The 18,224-nt window shown below is 71.0% G+C and carries 14 protein-coding genes and 2 pseudogenes; all 16 read right to left on the reverse strand.

Annotated elements, in window-relative coordinates; translation table 11 throughout:
- Positions 1–321 (reverse strand): annotated as a pseudogene (locus GD880_RS20030) (Re/Si-specific NAD(P)(+) transhydrogenase subunit alpha); the annotation flags it as partial.
- Positions 322–619: 298 nt separating this feature from the next.
- Entirely contained in the window at positions 620–4,024 is a 3,405-nt protein-coding gene (locus GD880_RS20035) for a pyruvate carboxylase (RefSeq protein WP_152233374.1), read from the reverse strand.
- Between the two features lie 25 nt (positions 4,025–4,049).
- On the reverse strand, positions 4,050–4,325 hold the full coding sequence (locus GD880_RS20975; protein ID WP_319593284.1) for an aspartate 1-decarboxylase: 276 nt from the start codon (positions 4,323–4,325) through the stop codon (positions 4,050–4,052).
- A 921-nt stretch (positions 4,326–5,246) separates the two neighbouring features.
- Complete coding sequence (locus GD880_RS20980; RefSeq protein WP_226909869.1) at positions 5,247–5,426, reverse strand: hypothetical protein; 180 nt, start codon at positions 5,424–5,426, stop codon at positions 5,247–5,249.
- A gap of 16 nt (positions 5,427–5,442) precedes the next feature.
- A pseudogene (locus GD880_RS21230) lies at positions 5,443–5,610 on the reverse strand (nuclear transport factor 2 family protein); the annotation flags it as partial.
- A gap of 12 nt (positions 5,611–5,622) precedes the next feature.
- Positions 5,623–6,378 carry a tyrosine-protein phosphatase gene (locus tag GD880_RS20050; RefSeq protein ID WP_193314625.1) on the reverse strand — a complete coding sequence of 252 codons (756 nt, stop codon included), beginning with the start codon at positions 6,376–6,378 and terminating at the stop codon, positions 5,623–5,625.
- 210 nt (positions 6,379–6,588) lie between these two features.
- On the reverse strand, positions 6,589–7,704 hold the full coding sequence (locus GD880_RS20055) for an acyl-CoA dehydrogenase family protein (protein ID WP_152233377.1): 1,116 nt from the start codon (positions 7,702–7,704) through the stop codon (positions 6,589–6,591).
- Positions 7,701–8,918 (reverse strand): FAS1-like dehydratase domain-containing protein, encoded by a 1,218-nt coding sequence (locus GD880_RS20060; RefSeq protein ID WP_226909867.1) that lies wholly within the window; start codon positions 8,916–8,918, stop codon positions 7,701–7,703. Before GD880_RS20060 ends, GD880_RS20055 begins: the two co-directional genes overlap by 4 nt.
- Positions 8,915–9,835, reverse strand: coding sequence for an SDR family oxidoreductase (locus tag GD880_RS20065; protein ID WP_152233378.1), 921 nt, complete (start codon positions 9,833–9,835; stop codon positions 8,915–8,917). Before GD880_RS20065 ends, GD880_RS20060 begins: the two co-directional genes overlap by 4 nt.
- Positions 9,835–11,079, reverse strand: coding sequence for an acyl-CoA dehydrogenase family protein (locus GD880_RS20070; RefSeq protein ID WP_226909868.1), 1,245 nt, complete (start codon positions 11,077–11,079; stop codon positions 9,835–9,837). Before GD880_RS20070 ends, GD880_RS20065 begins: the two co-directional genes overlap by 1 nt.
- A 196-nt stretch (positions 11,080–11,275) precedes the next feature.
- A complete protein-coding gene (locus tag GD880_RS20075; RefSeq protein ID WP_152233379.1) occupies positions 11,276–11,692 on the reverse strand; it encodes a hypothetical protein in 417 nt (138 codons plus the stop codon).
- Positions 11,689–12,711 (reverse strand): phosphotransferase family protein, encoded by a 1,023-nt coding sequence (locus GD880_RS20080; RefSeq protein WP_152233380.1) that lies wholly within the window; start codon positions 12,709–12,711, stop codon positions 11,689–11,691. Before GD880_RS20080 ends, GD880_RS20075 begins: the two co-directional genes overlap by 4 nt.
- Positions 12,708–13,820, reverse strand: a complete 1,113-nt coding sequence (locus GD880_RS20085) for a hypothetical protein (RefSeq protein ID WP_152233381.1) — start codon at positions 13,818–13,820, stop codon at positions 12,708–12,710. The genes GD880_RS20080 and GD880_RS20085 overlap by 4 nt, the downstream gene beginning before the upstream one ends.
- A gap of 2 nt (positions 13,821–13,822) precedes the next feature.
- Positions 13,823–15,436, reverse strand: coding sequence for a class I adenylate-forming enzyme family protein (locus tag GD880_RS20090; RefSeq protein WP_152233382.1), 1,614 nt, complete (start codon positions 15,434–15,436; stop codon positions 13,823–13,825).
- The gene (locus GD880_RS20095; RefSeq protein ID WP_152233383.1) at positions 15,421–16,212 is read right to left on the reverse strand and encodes an enoyl-CoA hydratase/isomerase family protein; all 792 of its coding nucleotides are present in this window, start codon (positions 16,210–16,212) and stop codon (positions 15,421–15,423) included. The genes GD880_RS20090 and GD880_RS20095 overlap by 16 nt, the downstream gene beginning before the upstream one ends.
- A gap of 11 nt (positions 16,213–16,223) precedes the next feature.
- Complete coding sequence (locus GD880_RS20100) at positions 16,224–17,441, reverse strand: acetyl-CoA C-acetyltransferase (protein WP_152233384.1); 1,218 nt, start codon at positions 17,439–17,441, stop codon at positions 16,224–16,226.
- Positions 17,442–18,224 lie beyond the last annotated feature (783 nt).

Raw genomic sequence — 18,224 nt, forward strand, 5'->3', positions numbered from 1 at the left:
CGCCCGCAGCCTCTCGACCAGCTCCGGGCTGCGCGCCGGCGCCATCAGGCCGATCACCGTCGCCCCGGGGCGCAGCCGGGCGATCTCCGCCTCGGTCGGGGCGTTGACCTTGACCACCACGTCGCTCGACCACACCTCCGCCGCGTCACCCACGGCGATCCCGGCGTCACGGAACGCCTGGTCGGGCTGATCAGCGCACACGCCGGCCCCGGCCTCGACCACCACCTCGTACCCGAGCCTCGCCAGCTGCCCCGCCGTCACCGCCGTCGCGGCCACCAGCGTCTCGCCGGGCCGCACCTCACGGGGGATCCCGATGCGCATCAAACTCTCCTCTTCTGCACTGAAACGGAGGCGACAGCTCTCGCCGATACTGCGGTAGAACCTCGGGGCGCATCCAACCGCACCGTCACCGTGGATCGGTCAGACCGACCACCAGGCGGCGCGCCGTCCAACGTGGTGCGTTCGGGCTCCGGCCGGCGAATGCGGTGACCGCTGTCAGCGAGTGAGGTGACGGTCGTGGCACAGCGGTGGCGTCGCGGCGGACGGCGGCGCCAGCGCAGCACCATCTCGGCACGTTGCAGCCGGCCGTGGCCCGATCCATGCCAGCGGCCGAAAGTCCTCACACCGGCTCGATGACGCAGAGCAGGTTTCCGGCGTCGACCGTGGACGTGCCGGTCACCGGAAGACGATGGATCCGGCCATCGATCGGCGCGGTGATGGCGGCCTCCATCTTCATCGCCTCGATGGTGGCGACCTGCTGTCCGCGCTCGACGGCCTCGCCGGGGCTCACCCGCATGGTGACGGCGCCGGCGTAGGGGGCGGCGACGTGTCCGGGCACGTCCGGGTCGGCCTTCTCGGCGGGGTCCGTGGTGGCCTCGACGCTGCGGTCGCGGACGTAGACGGGCCTCAGCTGGCCGTGCAGCGTGGTCATGACGGTGCGGACGCCGTGCTCGTCCGGGTCCCCGACCGCCTCGAGGCCGATGTGCAGCTGCACGCCCCGCTCGATCTGGACGACGTGTTCCTGGTCGACCTGCAGGCCGTAGAGGTAGTCGAGGGTGTCGATGACCGAGACGTCCCCGAAGCGGTCGCGGTTCTCGGCGCAGGTGCGGGCCGGGCCAGGGAAGAGGAGCCGGTTGAGGGTCGCGCGCCGCTCCGCGCCGGGTGGGGTGAGCGCGGCCTCCTGCTCGGGCGTGAGGGGCCGCTCGGCCAGGTCGGGCTCGCGGCCGGCGAGGACCCTGGTGCGGAACGGCTCGGGCCACCCGCCCGGCAGCTCGCCGAGCTCGCCGGCCATGAACCGGATGACGGAGTCCGGCACGTCGTAGGCGCCGGGGTTCTCGGCGAAGTCGCGCGGGTCCGCCCGCCGGGCGGCGAGCTGGAGGGCGAGGTCGCCGACGACCTTGGACGACGGCGTGACCTTCGGGATGCGCCCGAGGATGCGGTCGGCTGCGGCGTACATCTCCTCGATGAGCTCGAAGTCATCGGCCAGGCCCAGGGCGATGGCCTGCTGGCGCAGGTTGGACAGCTGGCCGCCGGGGATCTCGTGGGAGTACACCCGCCCCGTCGGGGCGGGCAGGCCGGACTCGAAGGGGCGGTAGATCGCGCGCACGGCCTCCCAGTACGGCTCCAGGTCGCTGACCGCGGGCAGCGAGAGCCCGGTGTCACGCTCGGTGTTCGCCAGGGCGGCCACCAGTGCGGAGGCCGCCGGCTGGCTGGTGGTGCCGGCCAGCGGCGCGGAGGCGACGTCGACGGCGTCCGCCCCAGCGGCGGCCGCGGCGAGCAGGGTGGCGAGCTGGCCGCCGGCGGTGTCGTGCGTGTGCACGTGGACCGGCAGGTCGAACCGCTCGCGCAGCGCCCGCACGAGCAGGCTCGCCGCCCCGGGGCGCAGCAGCCCGGCCATGTCCTTCACGGCCAGGACGTGCGCGCCTGAGGTGACGATCTGCTCGGCCAGGCGCAGGTAGTAGTCCAGCGTGTAGAGCCGCTCGGCCGGGTCGAGCAGGTTGCCGGTGTAGCACAGGGCGACCTCGGCCACCGCGGCGTCGGTCTCCAGGACGGCGTCGATCGCCGGACGCATCTGGGCGACGTCGTTCAGGGCGTCGAAGATCCGGAAGATGTCGATGCCGGTGGCGGTGGCCTCCGCCACGAAGGCGCGGGTGACCAGCTCGGGGTAGGGGGTGTAGCCGACGGTGTTGCGCCCGCGCAGCAACATCTGCAGCGCAATATTGGGCATCGCCTCGCGCAGCGCCGCCAGCCGCTCCCACGGGTCCTCCCCGAGGAAGCGCAGCGCGACGTCGTAGGTGGCCCCGCCCCAGGCCTCCACCGAGAGCAGCCCGGGGGTCATCCGAGCCACGTAGGGCGCCACGGCGAGCAGGTCCTTGGTCCGCACCCGCGTCGCGAGCAGGGACTGGTGCGCGTCGCGGAACGTCGTGTCGGTCACCGCCAGCGCCGTCTGCTCGCGCAGCGCCCGGGCGAAGCCCTCCGGCCCGAGCGCGGCGAGGCGCTGGCGCGAGCCGGCGGGGGCCGGCGGGGTCAGGTCGACCAGCGGCAGCTTCTCCGCCGGGTGCACGACCGCGGGCCGCGGGCCGTGCGGCTGGTTCACCGTGACGTCGGCGAGCCAGGCCAGCACCTTCGTCGCCCGGTCCTGCGGTTTGCGAGAGGTGAGCAGCTCCGGGCGCTCCTCGATGAACCGCGTGCTCAGGTCCCCTGCCGCCAGGGCCGGCTCGTCGAGGACGGCCTGGAGGAACGGGATGTTCGTCGCCACGCCGCGGATGCGGAACTCCGCCAGCGCCCGCCGGGCCCGGCCCACCGCCGCCTCGAAGTCCCGGCCGCGGCAGGTCAGCTTGGTGAGCATGGAGTCGAAGTACGGGCTGACCTCGCTGCCAGTGTGCACGGTGCCGCCGTCGATGCGGACGCCCGCCCCGCCGGGCGAGCGGTAGGTCGTGATCCGTCCGGTGTCGGGCCGGAAGTCAGCCGCCGGGTCCTCGGTGGTGATCCGGCACTGCAGCGCGGCGCCGCGCAGCCGGATGCTCTCCTGGCGCAGGCCGAGGTCCGCGAGCGAGGCCCCCGCCGCGATGCGCAGCTGGGCCTGGACCAGGTCGACGTCGGTGACCTCCTCGGTCACCGTGTGCTCGACCTGGATCCGCGGGTTCATCTCGATGAACACGTGCCGGCCAGCCCGTGGGCCCTCGGTCTCGACGAGGAACTCCACCGTGCCCGCGTTGACGTAGCCCACCGCCCGGGCGAACGCGACGGCATCGGCGTGCAGCCGCTCGCGCACCGCGTCGTCGAGGTTGGGCGCCGGGGCGATCTCGACGACTTTCTGGTGGCGGCGCTGCACCGAGCAGTCCCGCGTGAACAGGTGCACCACGTCCCCGTGGTGGTCGGCCAGCACCTGCACCTCGACGTGGCGGGGGCGCAGGACCGCCTCCTCGAGGAACATCGTGGGGTCCCCGAACGCGGCGCCGGCCTCGCGCATGGCCTGCTCGAGTGCCGGGCGCAGCTCCCCCGGCGTCTCGATCCGCCGCATGCCGCGCCCCCCGCCGCCGGCGACGGCCTTGGCGAACACTGGGAAGGCCAGCTCCTGGGCGTCGGCGACCAGCACGTCGAGATCGGCCGACGCCCGGGTGGAGCGCAGCACCGGGACGCCCGCGGCCGCGGCCTGCTCCTTGGCGGTGACCTTGTTGCCGGTGCGCCTGAGCACCGCGGCCGGCGGGCCGACGAACGCCAGCCCGGCGGCGTCGGCCGCACGGGCCAGCTCGGGATTCTCGGAGAGGAACCCGTAACCGGGATAGATCGCCTCCGCGCCCGAGCTCACCGCGACCCGGACGATCTCTTGCACGTCCAGGTACGCCGCCACGGGCTGGCCCCGGGTGCCGATCTCGTAGGCCTCGTCCGCCTTCTGCCGGTGCAACGAGCCACGGTCCTCGTACGGGAAGACAGCCACCGTGCGCGCACCGAGCTCGTAGGCGGCCCGAAACGCCCGGATGGCGATCTCACCCCGGTTGGCCACCAGAATCTTGCTGAACATGGGCTTCTCCTCCTGGACGCTGACGTCAGCGGCCGACTGCTCTCTTGGCACGAAAGGCTTCGAACGGGACGCCGGTGGGCTCTGGGGCGAAGGGCAGTGTGTTGACGGTGTCCCGGCTCAGCCGGGCTCCGGTGGTGATGTCGACGACGTCAGCATGCTGGCCAGGCAGCAGGTCGGCCGCCTCGAGAAGATCCACGTCGATGCTGATCGAGCCGAGGTAGTGGAGGTCGGTGGCCGCCACCGTCGGACGGTGGATCCTGCCCATGAGCATCGGTCGCCGCAGCACGCTCGACGCGGGCATCCGTCGTTCTCCTCGGGTGTGGACGGCACAGGGTGACCGCCGTCGGTACGGGCGACCCAGTGGACCGCTCGGGGCGAGAACAGCCAGGGCTGCCGTGACGCGTGCCCTCGCGCAGGCTGTGTGGGCGAGCTCACTGGCCAGCATGGGCGGGACCCTACCCGCCGAAGCCCTCATTGTATACACGCGATCGCATAGGACTGTGTTGAACGCTCCGAACTCCGGCCTCTGCATACACCGGACGCTGACCTGACTACCACCAGGGGGCAAGACCGTTCGGGCGCCCGCCGCCACCTATCGCTCGCGTGCCAAACCTCCACGCCTCGCACTAGACGTCTGCCGGCCCGCCGCGTCTCCCACTCGACTGTGTGAAGGAACTGGCTGCGGGCATCGACCGCATGTGAACTTGGGTAGCGATCAGGGTTGAGCCCAGCCGTTGAGCCACAGGCGTGAGGTCCAGCCATGGGCCTCCGTACCGTCTCATTGGCGCACCGGATCCCCCCGAGTGACTGCTCCAGCGCCGCCAGGCCGGGCGGCCCTGACCTCCATGACGGACCCCGCGCCTGATGTCGTCCGCCCGGCGATCTCGGACGGGATGAACCATGACGTCGAACGTGGGAGTGTCCGGCCGGATCGGAAAGCTTGCCGTCCGGGTATCGGGACCTATCGATCCGGGTCGGCAGCACTAGGTGGTCGGACATCGGACATCCACACCGGCTCGACCCGCTCCTCGACCTCCTCGGCGTCGTCGAACCACAGGCGGGGGCTTACCCGGAGCAGTGAGATGCCGTACCGGGGCTGCGCGGCACCCCTCGTCCTCCTCATCCGCAGGCCTCAACCCCGCAGGGTCGCCTCGGCGACCTCCGTGCGGCCCAGACGCCGCGCGCGTCGTCTGCTGATGAACCACCGCCCGGCAGTCCTCAACTACTCATCGCGATACTCGCCCCACTCGACCAGCCGGCCGGTCCGAGCATAGAGACATAGCTGCGGCCACTGGCGTGGGTCGAGCACGTCGACGACGTGGGTGGTGACGCTGTGGTGAACGCGGCCCGACGCACCGCCATTCTGACCGAGCGCAGCGAACTCCTTCTTGAACACCTCCATCAGCGCGACGAATCTCGGCCCGCCCCCGGCAGTGCGCGACCTCCTCCGCGTCCTCGAAGACGAGCACACCGTCCTCGGCGAACAGGGCGGCGAGGGCGTCGAACCTGCTGCGGTCGCCGTCGGCGTTGTACCAAGCCACGAGGTCACAGATGCTTTCCCTCGCGATGAACTCCTCGATAGCCACCGACGTCCCGCCCTACTCGATCAGGTGGGCGCGGAGCTTGACGAGCTGGTCGTCGTCGAGCTCGAGCCCCGTCCGCAGATAGGTCTCGACGTCGCCGTGGGTGGCCTCGAGCTGTTCCAGCCCCGCCTCGAGATAGGCCACGTCCGCGTCCATGGCGGGGGCGAAGAACTCGTCCGGCCGGTTACCGAAGAACCTGCGGGCCAGCTCGAGTGTCGGGCCCGTGCGCTGCATGAGCTCGTTGGTGAGCAGGAAGTCCGCGACGATGTCGTCGTGCGACACGCCGGCGAGGGTCTGCAGCAGCATCGCGGCCCAGCCCGTCCGGTCCTTACCCTCCCAGCAATGGAACACCTGAGGCCCGTCGACCTCGGCGATCCCGGCGAGAAGGTGGGCGAACCCGGCCCGCTTATTGGCGTCGACGACGAAGCCGCGGTAGTGGTTGATCATCGCGTCCCGCAGCGCTGCCGACGTCTCCAGGGTGCGCACGGTGTCGCGGCTCAGTCCGGGCACCCAGCTGTGCCGCCAGGTCGCTCCCCGGGGAACCGTGTCGGGCCGTAGATCGACCTCACCCTGGCCGCGCAGGTCGTGGACGGCCATGAGACCGAGCGGGGCAAGGCGTTCGAGCTCCTCGGCCGTCACCAGGAAGGAGTTGGCACGGAAGAGGCGCCCCCGGCGCATGCGCCCGGTGGACGTTCGATATCCCGGACCCGCGATGTCACGGAAGTTCGGCACCGAATCGAGCTTCAGCGCCGCACCGTTGTCGATGGTCACGCGTCCATTCCCTCTCTTGTACGGTGCCCAGCCCCGATGGCCCTCATGCCCCAGATCGGCGCTCGAACGAACCGCCCATTCGGCGGCGCATCAGCAGGACCGGAGGTCCGGCTCCCTCTTCCGGGCCTTGTTCAACCCGTTCTTCCGTGGGCGGTTGACCGTCAACGTCACCACACCGTCGACGTCGTCGACCAGGACGATGGGCCTCGCTTACCGCCCCACCCCCAAGGCCGAGGCGAGGCGGGCGCGATGGTCGTCCGGTGCTCCGAGCAGCAGCTCAAGAGTGCGCGCTCGCCGGAAGTACAGGTGCGCGTCGTGCTCCCACGTGAAGCCGATACCGCCGAAGATGTGGAGCGTCTCGTCGGTAACCCGTGTAGCGGCGTCGCCGCACATCGCCTTGGCGGCGCTGGCCGCGATATTGAGGGCCGACGCCGTCCGGTCCGTGGGCTCCTCGAGGTACGCGTCGGCGGCGGCGACCGCGATGTCGAGCGCGGACCGGGAGAGCTCGACGTCCTGCAGCAGGTCCACGAGCGTGTGCTTGATCGCCTGGAAGGAGCCGATCGTCCGGTCGAACTGCACCCGCTCCTTCGCCCACGCGACGGCCTCGTCGAGACAGCGTGAGGCGATCCCGACCTGCTCGGCGGCCAGGCAGGTGAGCGCGATGTCCAGCCCGGGGCGCAGGAACTCGGCGGACGGGTGCGGGGCGGTGAGCGTCACCGCCGGCGCGCCGTCGAACGTGACGGCGGCGAGACCACGGGTGATGTCCAGGGCGGTCATGGGGGTGCGGGAGACACCGGCGGCCTCGGTCTCGAGGGCGACGAGGACCACACCGTCAGGCCCCGCGGCCGGGGCGATGAGGACCTGGGCTGCCATCCCGTCGACGACGAACCGGGCCTCGCCGTGGACCATGCCCTCCTCGAGCCGGAGCGTGGGGGTGAGATCGGCGCCGTCGGGGTGGGGCCACGCCACGGAGGCGGGGGTCCCCTCGACCAGCCGGGCGCGCAGCGCACGGACGGGACCGTCGCCGGTGACGGCGAGCAGCGGTCCGGCCATGCCCATGCTGGCGAGCGCCGGGACCGGGGACAGCTGGGCCGCAAGCTCACCGAGGGCGGCGGCCACCTCGGCGACGCCGGCGTCGGCGCCCCCGAGGTCTTCGGGCGCCAGCAGTCCGGCCAGGCCGATCTGCTGGCTCAGCGTTACCCAGAGCGCCTCGTCGGTCCCGGCCGCGCCGTGCTCGGCCAGGAGCGGTCGCGGCGAGGACCCCGAGGCCGCGGCGCGCACCGACTCCGCCAGCAGGCGCCGGTCCTCGACCGAGGTGGCGCTCATGACCTGGCGCGGAGGGTGACCGGGGAGGCCCCCTCCCTGGTCGGGAGCGCGATGGTGGCGTGCCCGGGCATCACGTCTGCCCCTCGCTGGTTGCGGGCGTGGGTCTTGACCTTGACGGCGTGCTCACCGGAGTCGAGAACCACCTTCTCGAGCACCTCGCCACCCAGCTCGACGACGTCGGAGAGGTAGACGAAGCCCCGATACTGGGCGTCGCAGTCGATGATCCAGCCGCTGTCGCCCATCCAGTGGGTGAGGAGCTGGACCTGCCAGCACTGGCGCTGGAAGCCGACGTCGTACTGGAAGGCGACCCCCATCGCGTTGGCGGCGGCCTGGTTGTAGTGCACCGCGTAGATCGGCTCGGAAGAGCCGAGCACCGGGTCGCGGAAGGACCATGCCGGGTGCGCCGCGTAGTCCACCAGGGAGGCGGCGTGCGCCTTGAGCCGGGGAATCGGCGTTCCGCCACCGGCGATGAAGGCGACCTCGTCGGTGAGCCCGATCGGGCCCTTGGTCAGGAGGTCCAGACCGTCGCCGACCTCGACGTCCTCCCAGTAGCGGGGGTTGTCGCCGCGCGGCTTCTCACTGAGGACTCGCATCTCGACGCGCTCGATCTCCTCGGGAGTCCACGGGTGCGGAAGGGTCAGGTCCTGCTTCTTGTCATCACGCTTGCTCCGGCCACGTGCCGAGGCGCGCTCGAAGTTCATCACCTGCCAGTTGATCTCCGCGACGACCTCACCACGCTGGTTGGTGTAGGTGTTGAGGAAGTGGTCAGTGACCGTCCTGCCCGCGAAGCTGCTCGGCTTGGGTCCCGTGAACCCCTCGTACGTGCAAGTCGCCGCGATCGTATCGCCCCAGTAGACCGGCTGGTGGAAGCGCGCCTGCGTCGCGCAGTGGAACGACCCGAGGCCGGGCCAGCCGAACTGGATCCCCGAGAAGCAGGCCATCACGAACGACGGCGGAGCCACGGGTGCTCCGTAGTCGGACGCGCGACCGCGGTCCGCGTCGGTCCACAGCGGGTTGATGTCACCGATCCCGCCGGCGAACTTGGTGACCGCGATCCGGGTGGCCTCCTCGTTGTTGACGGAGTGGTCGATCCGGAGGTTCACCCCCGCCCTGGCCTGCATCGAGGCGATCATCTCGTCGTCGATCACCGCCTCGGGCATCAACGCCTCGCGATCCCGCTCCTGGTCGGGCGCCGTCACGTCGTGGACGGTCACTTCTTGCCCCCTCCGGGATTGGCGGTCCAGGAGTTGCCTCCGCTGGGCGCTCCGGCGTCCGCGACGGCCGTGCTCAGCGCGTCGAGGGTCCAGCGACCGTCGGTCGTGAGCTTCCACCCCGGGTCCTTCTCCCACGGCTTCACGCGCTGCACGCGGGAGCCTCCCACGAGGAAGACCTCGCCGGTGAGCTCGCTGAAGGGCGAGGCCAGGTACACGACGAACGGCGAGACGTTCCCCGGGTGCCAGCGGTCGAACTCGCCGTCCTTGGCGGCCAGCGCGTCGCCGAAGGCTCCCTCGGTCAGGCGGGTGCGGGCCTGGGGCAGGACCGCGTTGACCCGGACGCCGTATCGCTTGAGCTCCTTGGCGCCCACCTGGGTCAGTGAGGCGACCGCGGCCTTGGCGGCCGCATAGTTGGCCTGGCCGGGGTTGCCGAACACGCCCGACTCGCTGCTCGTGTTGACCACCGCGGCGGAGACCTCCTTGCCGGACTTGCTCTGCTCGCGCCAGTAGGTGCCGGCGGCCTTCGTCATGAGGAAGGTCCCCCGCATGTTCACCCGGACCACAAGGTCCCAGTCTTCAGGGGTGATGTTGACCAGCACCCGATCGCGCAGGATGCCGGCGTTGTTGACCAGCCCGTGGAGGTCGCCGAAGGTCTCGATGGCTTGCGCGACGATGCGTGCCGAGCCCTCGTCGTCGGCGACGTCGTCGCCGTTCGCGACAGCGTTGCCGCCGGCGTCGCGGATCTCCTGGGCGACCTGCTCGGCCGGGCCGGCGGCGGCGCCGCTGCCGTCCTCGGCGCCACCGAGATCGTTGACGACGACGTTGGCTCCCTCCTGTGCGAAGAGCAGCGCATGCTCCCGGCCGATGCCGCGACCGGCTCCGGTGACGATGACGGTCTTTCCCTCGAGGTGTCCCATCAGGCTTCCTTCTCTGCTGTGTCGGTCGCGGCCCGCGCCACGGTCTCCTTCGGCAAGCCGAGCACGCGCTCGGCGATGGTGTTGCGGTGGATCTCGTCAGTGCCTCCGCCGATGCGCATGCCGGGCACGCCCAGCACGAGCTCGGACCAGGCGAACGTCCGTTCCTCCCCGGTGTCGGCGAGAATCCTCGGCCCCAGGGCGAGTCGCACGAGGTCGCTGAGCGCCGTCAGGTTCGCCGTCAGGGCGAGCTTGCCGAGCGACATCTCAGGTCCGGGCACCCCGTTCGCCTTGAGGTTGGCGTCCGCACGCGCCCGCATCGCCTTGGCGGCGGTGACACCGCAGTAGACGCGGGCGAAGGCCTGCGCGACCGCCGGGTCGTCGGCGCGTCCGATGGCGCCGAGCCAGCTGGCGAGGTCGTCCATCTTGAAGATGCCGCTGCCCCCGCTCGAGGAGCCGCCGATCGCGCTGCGCTCGTGCATGAGCATCGCCATCGCGACCTTCCAGCCCCTGTCGACCCCGCCGAGCCGGTCGGCATCGGGGACACGGACGTCGGTGAGGAAGACCTCGTTGAAGTCGGCCCCTCCGGTCATCTGTCGCAGCGGCCGGACCTCGACGCCGGGCGCGTGCATGTCGACGGCGAAGACGGTGAGGTTACGGTGCCGCGGTCCGTCGGACGTGCGGGTCAGGGCGATGCCGACGTCGGAGTACTGCGCGCCCGAGGTCCACACCTTCTGGCCGTTGAGGATCCAGTCGTCGCCGTCCCGGACCGCGCGGGTACTGACCGCGGCGAGGTCCGAGCCGGCCCCCGGCTCGCTGAAGAGCTGACACCCGACGGCGTCCGCCCGGTGGAGCGCCGTGAGCCAGCGCGCCTTGGTGGTCGGTGAACCGAACTGGGCCACGGTCGGTGCGACCATTCCGAGGCTCACCGACAGCGGCGCCTTGGAGGGGATCGCGTACCGGCGCTGCAGCTGGGCGAACGCGATCTCGTACGCGACGGGGTAGCCGGCGCCGCCGTCCTCGACCGGCCCGCTGATCCAGCCGTAACCGGCGTCGTAGAGCTCTCGCTGGTAGGCGACGGCCGCCGCGATCTCGGCATCGCTCGAGCCGGAGAAGAGCGCGACCCTGTCGCTCTCCTGCTGCTCGGCGCGCGCCTGCTCGTCCGCCGCCCGCGACGCCGACGCATTCTCGAGGAAGGCCCGCGCGCTGGCGAGGAACTCGTCCTTGGACATGCGCTGGGTGACCACGTTGCCACCTCCAAGGGAACTCTAGTAGACGACTATTTCTCTATAGAGTACTTCCCGGGCTGCTTCTTCGCCACCCTCTGCCTAACAACCACGACCCACGCCCGGCGATCACGCCCCGCCGACCGCCGGCCCGGTGGTTGAAGGTCAGCGCGGCGGCCCGCCGGTCAGAGTCCAGAACCGCCGCCCACCGGCGAGGTCAGAGCGCCGCGAGGAGCTCGCCGCGCAGCGCCCGTGCTTCCGCGTTCGAGGGGTGGGCGACGAGCCAGTCCGCCATCGGCTCCACGACGGCGACCGCGGCGGCCGCCAGTTCCGCATACGCCGCCTGGTGGGCGGCGAGGGAGTCGACCTTGGGCATGCGCACGGTGCATGCCGGGATCGTCTCCGCCCGGCGCGGGTCCCCGGACCGCCAGTCCTCGATCCGTCGGAGGGCGTCCGCGAGCGCCCGGTTGCGCCTGGCCAGCGCGAACGCCGCGTCGTCCCAGTCGACCTGAGCGAGCACCGCGCGCACCTCCTCGAGTCGGGACCGGGCGTGGGCGGAGGTGAGCTCCGGAGCGATCGTCTCCTTGAGGATCTGCCGGACGCCGGCGATGACCTCGGACGGCAGCGGCCTCATGCGCGGAGCTCCTTCCCCGTCATCCCGGTGTCGGTCAGCGCCTGTCGCGCGACCCGGTCCGCCGGCGCGGCCGGCCGGTCGGTGCTGCCCGCGAGGAAGTTGCCCACCCCGGTGAGCGCGATGACCGCGAGCCGAAACGTCGCCATCACCTGCCAGAAGTGCAGCCGGTCCCGGTCCACCTTCCCGAGGCCGGCCGCGAGAGCGTAACGGTCGAGGAACCCCTCCGGCTCCCACCGGCCGGGGAGGAAGTGCTCCCGGCGATAGATCGAGCAGGTGTACCACCCCAGGTCGTCCACCGGGTCCCCGAGGCGAGCCAACTCCCAGTCGAGCAGCACCTCCAGGCGACCGTCGTGGACGAGCACGTTGGCCGGCCTGAAGTCGCCATGGACGAGCGCGACCCGCCGAGGAGGCTCCGGCAGGTGGTCGCGAAGCCAGCGGGCGGTGAACCGCAGCGCCGGCTGCGGTTCCGGCTCCACCCGGTCCAGCTCGGCCACCCACCTGTCCAGCTCGGCACGCGCCGGATCGGCACCCGGGTCGGGGAGGATCGTCGTCAGGCCGAGCTCGTGGGGGTCGAGGCGATGCACGGACGAGAGCAGGTCGGCCAGTCCGCGGGCGAGCGCGAGACGGGCGCCGTCGCCCAGCCCTAACGGGTCCGAGTCCCGCAGCAGGCCGCGGTGGGCCGCCCCGGGCCGGCGCTCGACGATCATCGACGGGCGCCCGAACGTCGTGCCGTCGTCGGTCCAGTGCACGCCGGCCACCGGCACGTCGGTGCCCGCGAGCGCGCCCAGCAGCGCGAACTCGGTCTCGAGGGTGGTGTCGACGACGCCCGACTCCGGGCGCCGGCGCAACAGCAGCGGCGCCGACCGCCTGGCGCCGTCCTCGGTCCAGAGGGCGTCGAACGCCCAGTTCTCCTGGGAGCTGCCACCGCCCAGGCGGCGTGGCTCGGTGACCTCGAGGTCGGTCCGGTCCGTCGACCGCTCCTCGAGGAACGTCTGGAGGGCGCTGCGGAGGTCGGTCACGGCCGCCTCGGCGGGATCGCCTCTTCGTACCGCCCGTACCCCGGGAGCACCATGTACTCGATGACCCCGTAGCCGGTGCTGCCGTCATGGGTGACCTCGACCAGGTGGTCGCTACCGGCCTTCGCGTACCGGTAGAACTGCGACCTGTCCTGGAGGTCCCAGGTCTCGGTCTCGCTGCTGAAGTTGCCCCGCCAGTGTCCCTGCAACCAGCCGTTCCAGCCCTCGTAGCCGCCACCGCGCAGGTGTGCTCGGCCCGGAAGGGCGCGGAGGCCGAGGTCGATCCGGCCCCCGCCGTGCAGGAGCAGCGCAAGGCGGCCACCGGACAGGGTGGGAGCCGCGGCGCCCGCCACCCACTCCAGGTCGTGCTCGACACCGACGACCGGTTCGAACTCAAGGTCGGCGCCGATCGGCCCGACGATCCCGGCGCTGAGGTGCACCGGCCGCCCCGGTGCCGACTCCTGCAGGTAGACGTGCACGCCGAAGTCCGGCAGCTGCAACGGCACGAAGGCGAGCATCTTCCATTCCGGGCGGTTGCCGGGCGGCTGCCCCTCGGCCCGCGGCAGAGGTCGGGTGCCCCAGGAGTGGTCACGCTCGGCCCACCACCGCTCGGGAGTCACCTCCACCGTCCCCTGGGGGGTGCTGATCGTGCCCCGGCCCCGGCCGTGCTGGATGTAACGGATCGCGTCGTACGTCGTGCGCGCCCGGCTGACCTGGAAGAAGCGTCCCTCGAGCAGCGGCTCCATCGTGGCCGCGAAGGTGAGGTCGAAGGAGATGCCCGACTCGTTGTCGTCGAGGCGAAAGCGCAGCTCTCGCAACGGCTCCACGATCTCCAGCGACAGCGGGCCGACGCCCATCGAGGCGTCGGGCAGCAGCGTCCGGGACAGCCGCAGGTTCGTCTGCCGGCCGCCGCTGGACAGGCAGACGAAGGCCTCGAAGACATCCTGGTTGGGATATTTGCCCAGCCCGAGGGTGAGCACGGTGTCTCCGGAGTGGGTGTCCTGAAAACTCACCCAGTAGCGCTCGCGCCACGACGGGTCGCTCGTCGCGACCATCGAATGCGGCAGCGAGGTCTGGTGGGTGAAGTACTCGTCGGCAGCGCTCAGGTGCATGTTCACACTTCCTCACGGTCGGCGAGGAACGCGTCGCGGACCGCCTTCTTGTCGATCTTCTCCCCTGCCAGGGTGGGCAGCGGCTCGTCGTCGATCGCCCACATGGCGGGCACCTCGAAGTAGGCGAGCGTGGCGCGGCAGTGCTCGCGCAGCTCCTCGGGGGTCACGGGGACGCCGGCTCGGTGGGTGATGGCGGCCACGAGCGTCTCGCCCAGGTCCTCATGGGGGACTCCGAAAACTGCGGCTTCCACCACCCCCGGGTGCGACAGCAGCGTCTGCTCGACATGGGCGCAGGCGATGTTCTCCCCGCCTCGGATGACGATGTCCTTGCTGCGGCCGTCGAGGAAGAGATAACCCTTCTCGTTGAGGTGCCCGAGATCTCCCGTGCGCAGCCAGCCGTCCTCGGTGACGGTTCCGTCGTCGAGACCCAGGTAGCCGCGCATCACCGTGGGCGAGCGGACCAGGATCTCCCCTGACCCGTTCTCGTCGGGGTCGCTGATGCGCAGCTCGACACAGGGGTACGGCCGCCCCACGGTTCCGGGGAACCTTTCCAGGTCGGCGTTCCCGGCCACAGTGACGAACCCGCCGGATTCGGTCATCCCCCACGTGTTGGCTAGTCCCCGCTTCTCCAGCTGGGGCAGCTTCCGCCGCATCCGGTCCAGCAGCGTGGCGGGCAAGGGGGCACCACCGAGGGGGAAGGAGCGCAGCGAGGAGAGGTCGAAGGAGTCGAAGTCGGGATGTTCGAGCACGCGCGCCGCCATCGTCGGCACGCCCCCCCAGCTCTGCACCCGCTCGTCCTGGATCAGGCCGAGGATCTCGCTCGGGTCGAACTTGCCGCGGGTCAGCACCAGCCGGCCACCGATGATGAGGTTGGTGAGGATGTTGGAGACACCACCGATGTGGAACAGCGGCGTGCACACCAACGTCACCGGGTGCGGCGCGTCGTCGTCCAGCAGGTGAGGCAGGCGGCGCGACCGCGTCAGCAGGTTGTGCTGGTTGACGATCACCGAGCGGTGCGAGAGCTCGACGGCCTTGGGGGCACCCGAGCTGCCCGAGGTGAACAAGATCAGCGCCGGCGCGTCAAGGTCCTCGGTCGGGTACGCCGAGGAACCGGCGCCGTGGCCTGTGAAGGCGGCGCGCAGGGCGGCGATGTCGTGTCCCCGGCCGTCGGCCAGCAGGTCGGGATGGTCGGTCAGCACCACAGACGGTGCGGAGAGCCCGAGCCCGTGCTCGAGCTCGTGACTGCTCCACCACCGGTTCGCGTAGACCGGCACCCCGCCCAACCACCAGGTCGCCCAGGTGGCGAGCATGAACTCCGGGGAGTTGTAGGACAGCAGCATCACCCGGTCGCCCGGCTTCACGCCGTGCTCGGCGAGGAGGCCGGCGGCGGCGGGAATCGCTCGGACGAAGTCCTCGTGCCGGATGCGGCGCTCTCCCTGGACGGCGTAGTCGCGCCCCGACCACCGGTCGGTGTCGGCGAGCATCGCCACGAGCGACTCCGGGGACCGGGCGTACAGCTTGCCCGGGTGTCCGGCGTACTCGCCGTCCACGACGTCACCGCTCCATTGCACCCCTGGCTGCTGCTCCAGCAGTGCCTGATCTAGGCGCCCGTCCATCGGCCCTCCCGCTTCTCACGGAACGCACTGACCGCCTCGAGGGCGTCCGCGCTCCGGTTGCTGAGCGCTTCCAGGTAGAAGCTCGTGTCCAGCACGTCGTGGATGCTCGCCGAGAGCACCCGATTGAGGCTGCGCTTGGTCAGCTGCACGGCCACCGGCGGCAGCGACGCCACACGGTGCGCCAGCTCGAAGCCGAGCTCGCGCGCCGCCTCGTCGTCCTCGGCCAGGTCCGACACCAGGCCGAACTCGTACGCCTGCTGCCCGGTGAGCGGCTCGCCCCACAACAGCTGTCGCTTCGCCCGCGCGAGCCCCGCGCTCAGCGGCCAGGCGACTACGCCGCCGTCGCCCGCGACCAGGCCGATGTGCACGTGCGGGTCAGACAGCAGGGTGGTTGGCGTGGCCACCACCGCGTCCGCGGTGAAGACCAGGCTGGTCGCCACGCCGAAGCTGCTGCCCTGGACGACGACGACCATCGGCTTGGGGAAGTCCGCGACCGCCCGGAAGAGCCGCCGCCCGTCGTCGACCCCTCGCAGAAGGACGTCAAGGTCGTCGTGGCCCGCGACGAGCGTGTCCATGTCCCCGCCGGCGGAGAAGTGCCGGCCCGTGGAGGTCAGCACCACGGCGCGCAACTCGCTGTCCCGGGCAAGCTCGAGCAGCACGCGCGGCAGCTCGTTGACCAGGACGTCGTCGAACGCGTTGAGCATGTCAGGACGGTTCAGGCGAAGCTCGGCGACGCGGCCGGTCCGCTCCACCCGGACGGCCTCATAGTCGGACATGCGGCGTCTCCTCAGACTCGTTCGACGATCGTGGCGGTGCCCATCCCGCCACCGGTGCACATGGTGACGAGCCCGGTGGCGAGGTCTCGACGCTCGAGCTCGTCGACCACCATCTGGAGCAGCATCGCACCGGTCGCCCCGATCGGATGGCCCAGCGCGATCGCGCCGCCGTTGACGTTGACCTTGTCCTCGTCGATGTCCAGGTCGCGGATCACCTTGAGCGGTACCGCCGCGAACGCCTCGTTGATCTCCCAGAGGTCGATGTCCTTGACGCTCATGCCCGCCTTGGCCAGCGCCGCCTCGCTCGCGGGGCCCGGCGCGGTCAGCATGATGACCGGTTCGGCTCCCGCGACGGCGGTGGACACGATCCGTGCCCGCGGGGTCAGTCCGTGCGCCCGGGCATAGTCGTCGGAGGCGACGACCAAGGCCGCCGCCCCGTCGACCACCCCGGACGAGTTGCCGGCGTGGTGGACGTGGTTGATGGCCGACACCTGTGGATACGTGGCGACTGCCATGTCGTCGTACGATCTGCCGTCCTCCCGCGGCTTGGCACCGGACCGGGCGAAGGAGGGAGGCAGGGCCGCGAGCGACTCGAGAGTCGTGCCGGCACGGGGGTGCTCGTCGGCTTCCAGGCACACGTTCCCGGCGGCGTCCATGACGGGCACGACGCTCTTGCCGAAGCGGCCCTCGGCGATCGCGGCGGCGGCCCGCTCCTGGCTCCGGACAGCGAACGCGTCGACGCTGGAGCGGTCGAAGCCCTCGAGCGTGGCGATGAGGTCGGCGGAGATGCCCTGCGGGACAAGCGGGTAACGTTCGCGCAGCTTGGCATTGTTCCCGTCCAGCGGCGCGCCGTACGTGTGCCGAGACATCGACTCCACGCCGCCGGCGACGACCAGGTCCTGCCACCCCGAACGGACCCCCATCGCGGCGAGGGTCACCGCCTGCTGCCCGCCGCCGCAGAAGCGGTTCACGGCCAGGCCGGGCACGGTGACCGGCCAGCCCGCCGCGAGGACGGCCGAGCGGGCGATGTCGTTCGCATGGTCACCAGCGTGCTCGCCGTTGCCCATGACCACGTCGTCGACCTGCGCGGGATCGATGTCGGTGCGTTCGACGAGCGCCTGGAGCAGACCGCCGAGCAGCTCCTGCGGGTGGATGCCGTGCAATGCACCGCTCGGCTTGCCCTTGCCCCGCGGAGTGCGGACGCCATCGATGATCCACGCCTCGCGCATGTGCACTCCTCACGGCCCGCTCGTCTTTTAGTCGAGTATGCGACTGTTTGCGTAACGACCTTAGCCTATCCGTGCGCCGACGCGAAAGGCGTGCAGCCCCGCGACCCAAGGACCATCCGAGCTGGAGACGACGTACTCACCGCGGGGCACTGTCCGAGCGAGCCAGGCGCCCGTCACTTGGCGCGGGAGGGGAGGCGTTCCCCCGTAGAGGACAGCGAGAACTGCCCAGGGCGGTCAAGCCCGCGGCGTGGCGTATCGGACGGAGTAATTCCTTCGCGGTATTCAGGCGCTGATGGCGGCGGGGAGTTCGGCGGTGGTGACCTTCTGCGGTTCGCTGGCGAGGTTGAGGCGGGACTTGGCCAGGAAGTCCAGGCCGAGGTAGCCGGGCGACCTTCGGTCCATTCGCCGTGCTGCTCGGCCAGGACCCCCAGCGCGACATCGACCGCGTGCTCGACGCGGCCGATCAGGCTGGCGTGCCATCACGCGGGTGTTCGAGACGCACATCCACAACAACGGTTACGTCTTCGACCGGGACGGTCGAGGCGTCGAACCGGCAGGGTGAATGTTCAGCCAGAGAGGAAGTCTCAGGCCTGCCTTGCGTATCGACTGAGCCGGACAGGGGCCTCGTACCCGGGCCCTGACGCTCCGCTGAACTGGTCGACGTTGCCCTCCGAGCGCCCTCGCGGCCACAGGCGGCTTTGCGTCACCTCGGTGTCCCGGGCTCAGTGGATGGTGACCGTGCCCGCGGCTTCGTCGACGGTCACCGTGGCTCGGTCTTTGATC

It is taken from the genome of Georgenia ruanii, from assembly GCF_009193175.1.
Lineage (GTDB): Bacteria > Actinomycetota > Actinomycetes > Actinomycetales > Actinomycetaceae > Georgenia > Georgenia ruanii.

What these genes read in the sequence shown, in the direction of transcription:
- GD880_RS20085 (WP_152233381.1), bottom strand. Translation starts at nt 13,820, where the DNA reads ATGCACCTGAGCGCTGCCGACGAGTACTTCACCCACCAGACCTCGCTG.
- GD880_RS20980 (WP_226909869.1), bottom strand. Translation starts at nt 5,426, where the DNA reads ATGGAGGTGTTCAAGAAGGAGTTCGCTGCGCTCGGTCAGAATGGCGGT.
- GD880_RS20095 (WP_152233383.1), bottom strand. Translation starts at nt 16,212, where the DNA reads ATGTCCGACTATGAGGCCGTCCGGGTGGAGCGGACCGGCCGCGTCGCC.
- GD880_RS20975 (WP_319593284.1), bottom strand. Translation starts at nt 4,325, where the DNA reads ATGCCCGCGTCGAGCGTGCTGCGGCGACCGATGCTCATGGGCAGGATC.
- GD880_RS20055 (WP_152233377.1), bottom strand. Translation starts at nt 7,704, where the DNA reads ATGAGCGCCACCTCGGTCGAGGACCGGCGCCTGCTGGCGGAGTCGGTG.
- GD880_RS20100 (WP_152233384.1), bottom strand. Translation starts at nt 17,441, where the DNA reads ATGCGCGAGGCGTGGATCATCGATGGCGTCCGCACTCCGCGGGGCAAG.
- GD880_RS20035 (WP_152233374.1), bottom strand. Translation starts at nt 4,024, where the DNA reads ATGTTCAGCAAGATTCTGGTGGCCAACCGGGGTGAGATCGCCATCCGG.
- GD880_RS20090 (WP_152233382.1), bottom strand. Translation starts at nt 15,436, where the DNA reads ATGGACGGGCGCCTAGATCAGGCACTGCTGGAGCAGCAGCCAGGGGTG.
- GD880_RS20065 (WP_152233378.1), bottom strand. Translation starts at nt 9,835, where the DNA reads ATGGGACACCTCGAGGGAAAGACCGTCATCGTCACCGGAGCCGGTCGC.
- GD880_RS20075 (WP_152233379.1), bottom strand. Translation starts at nt 11,692, where the DNA reads ATGAGGCCGCTGCCGTCCGAGGTCATCGCCGGCGTCCGGCAGATCCTC.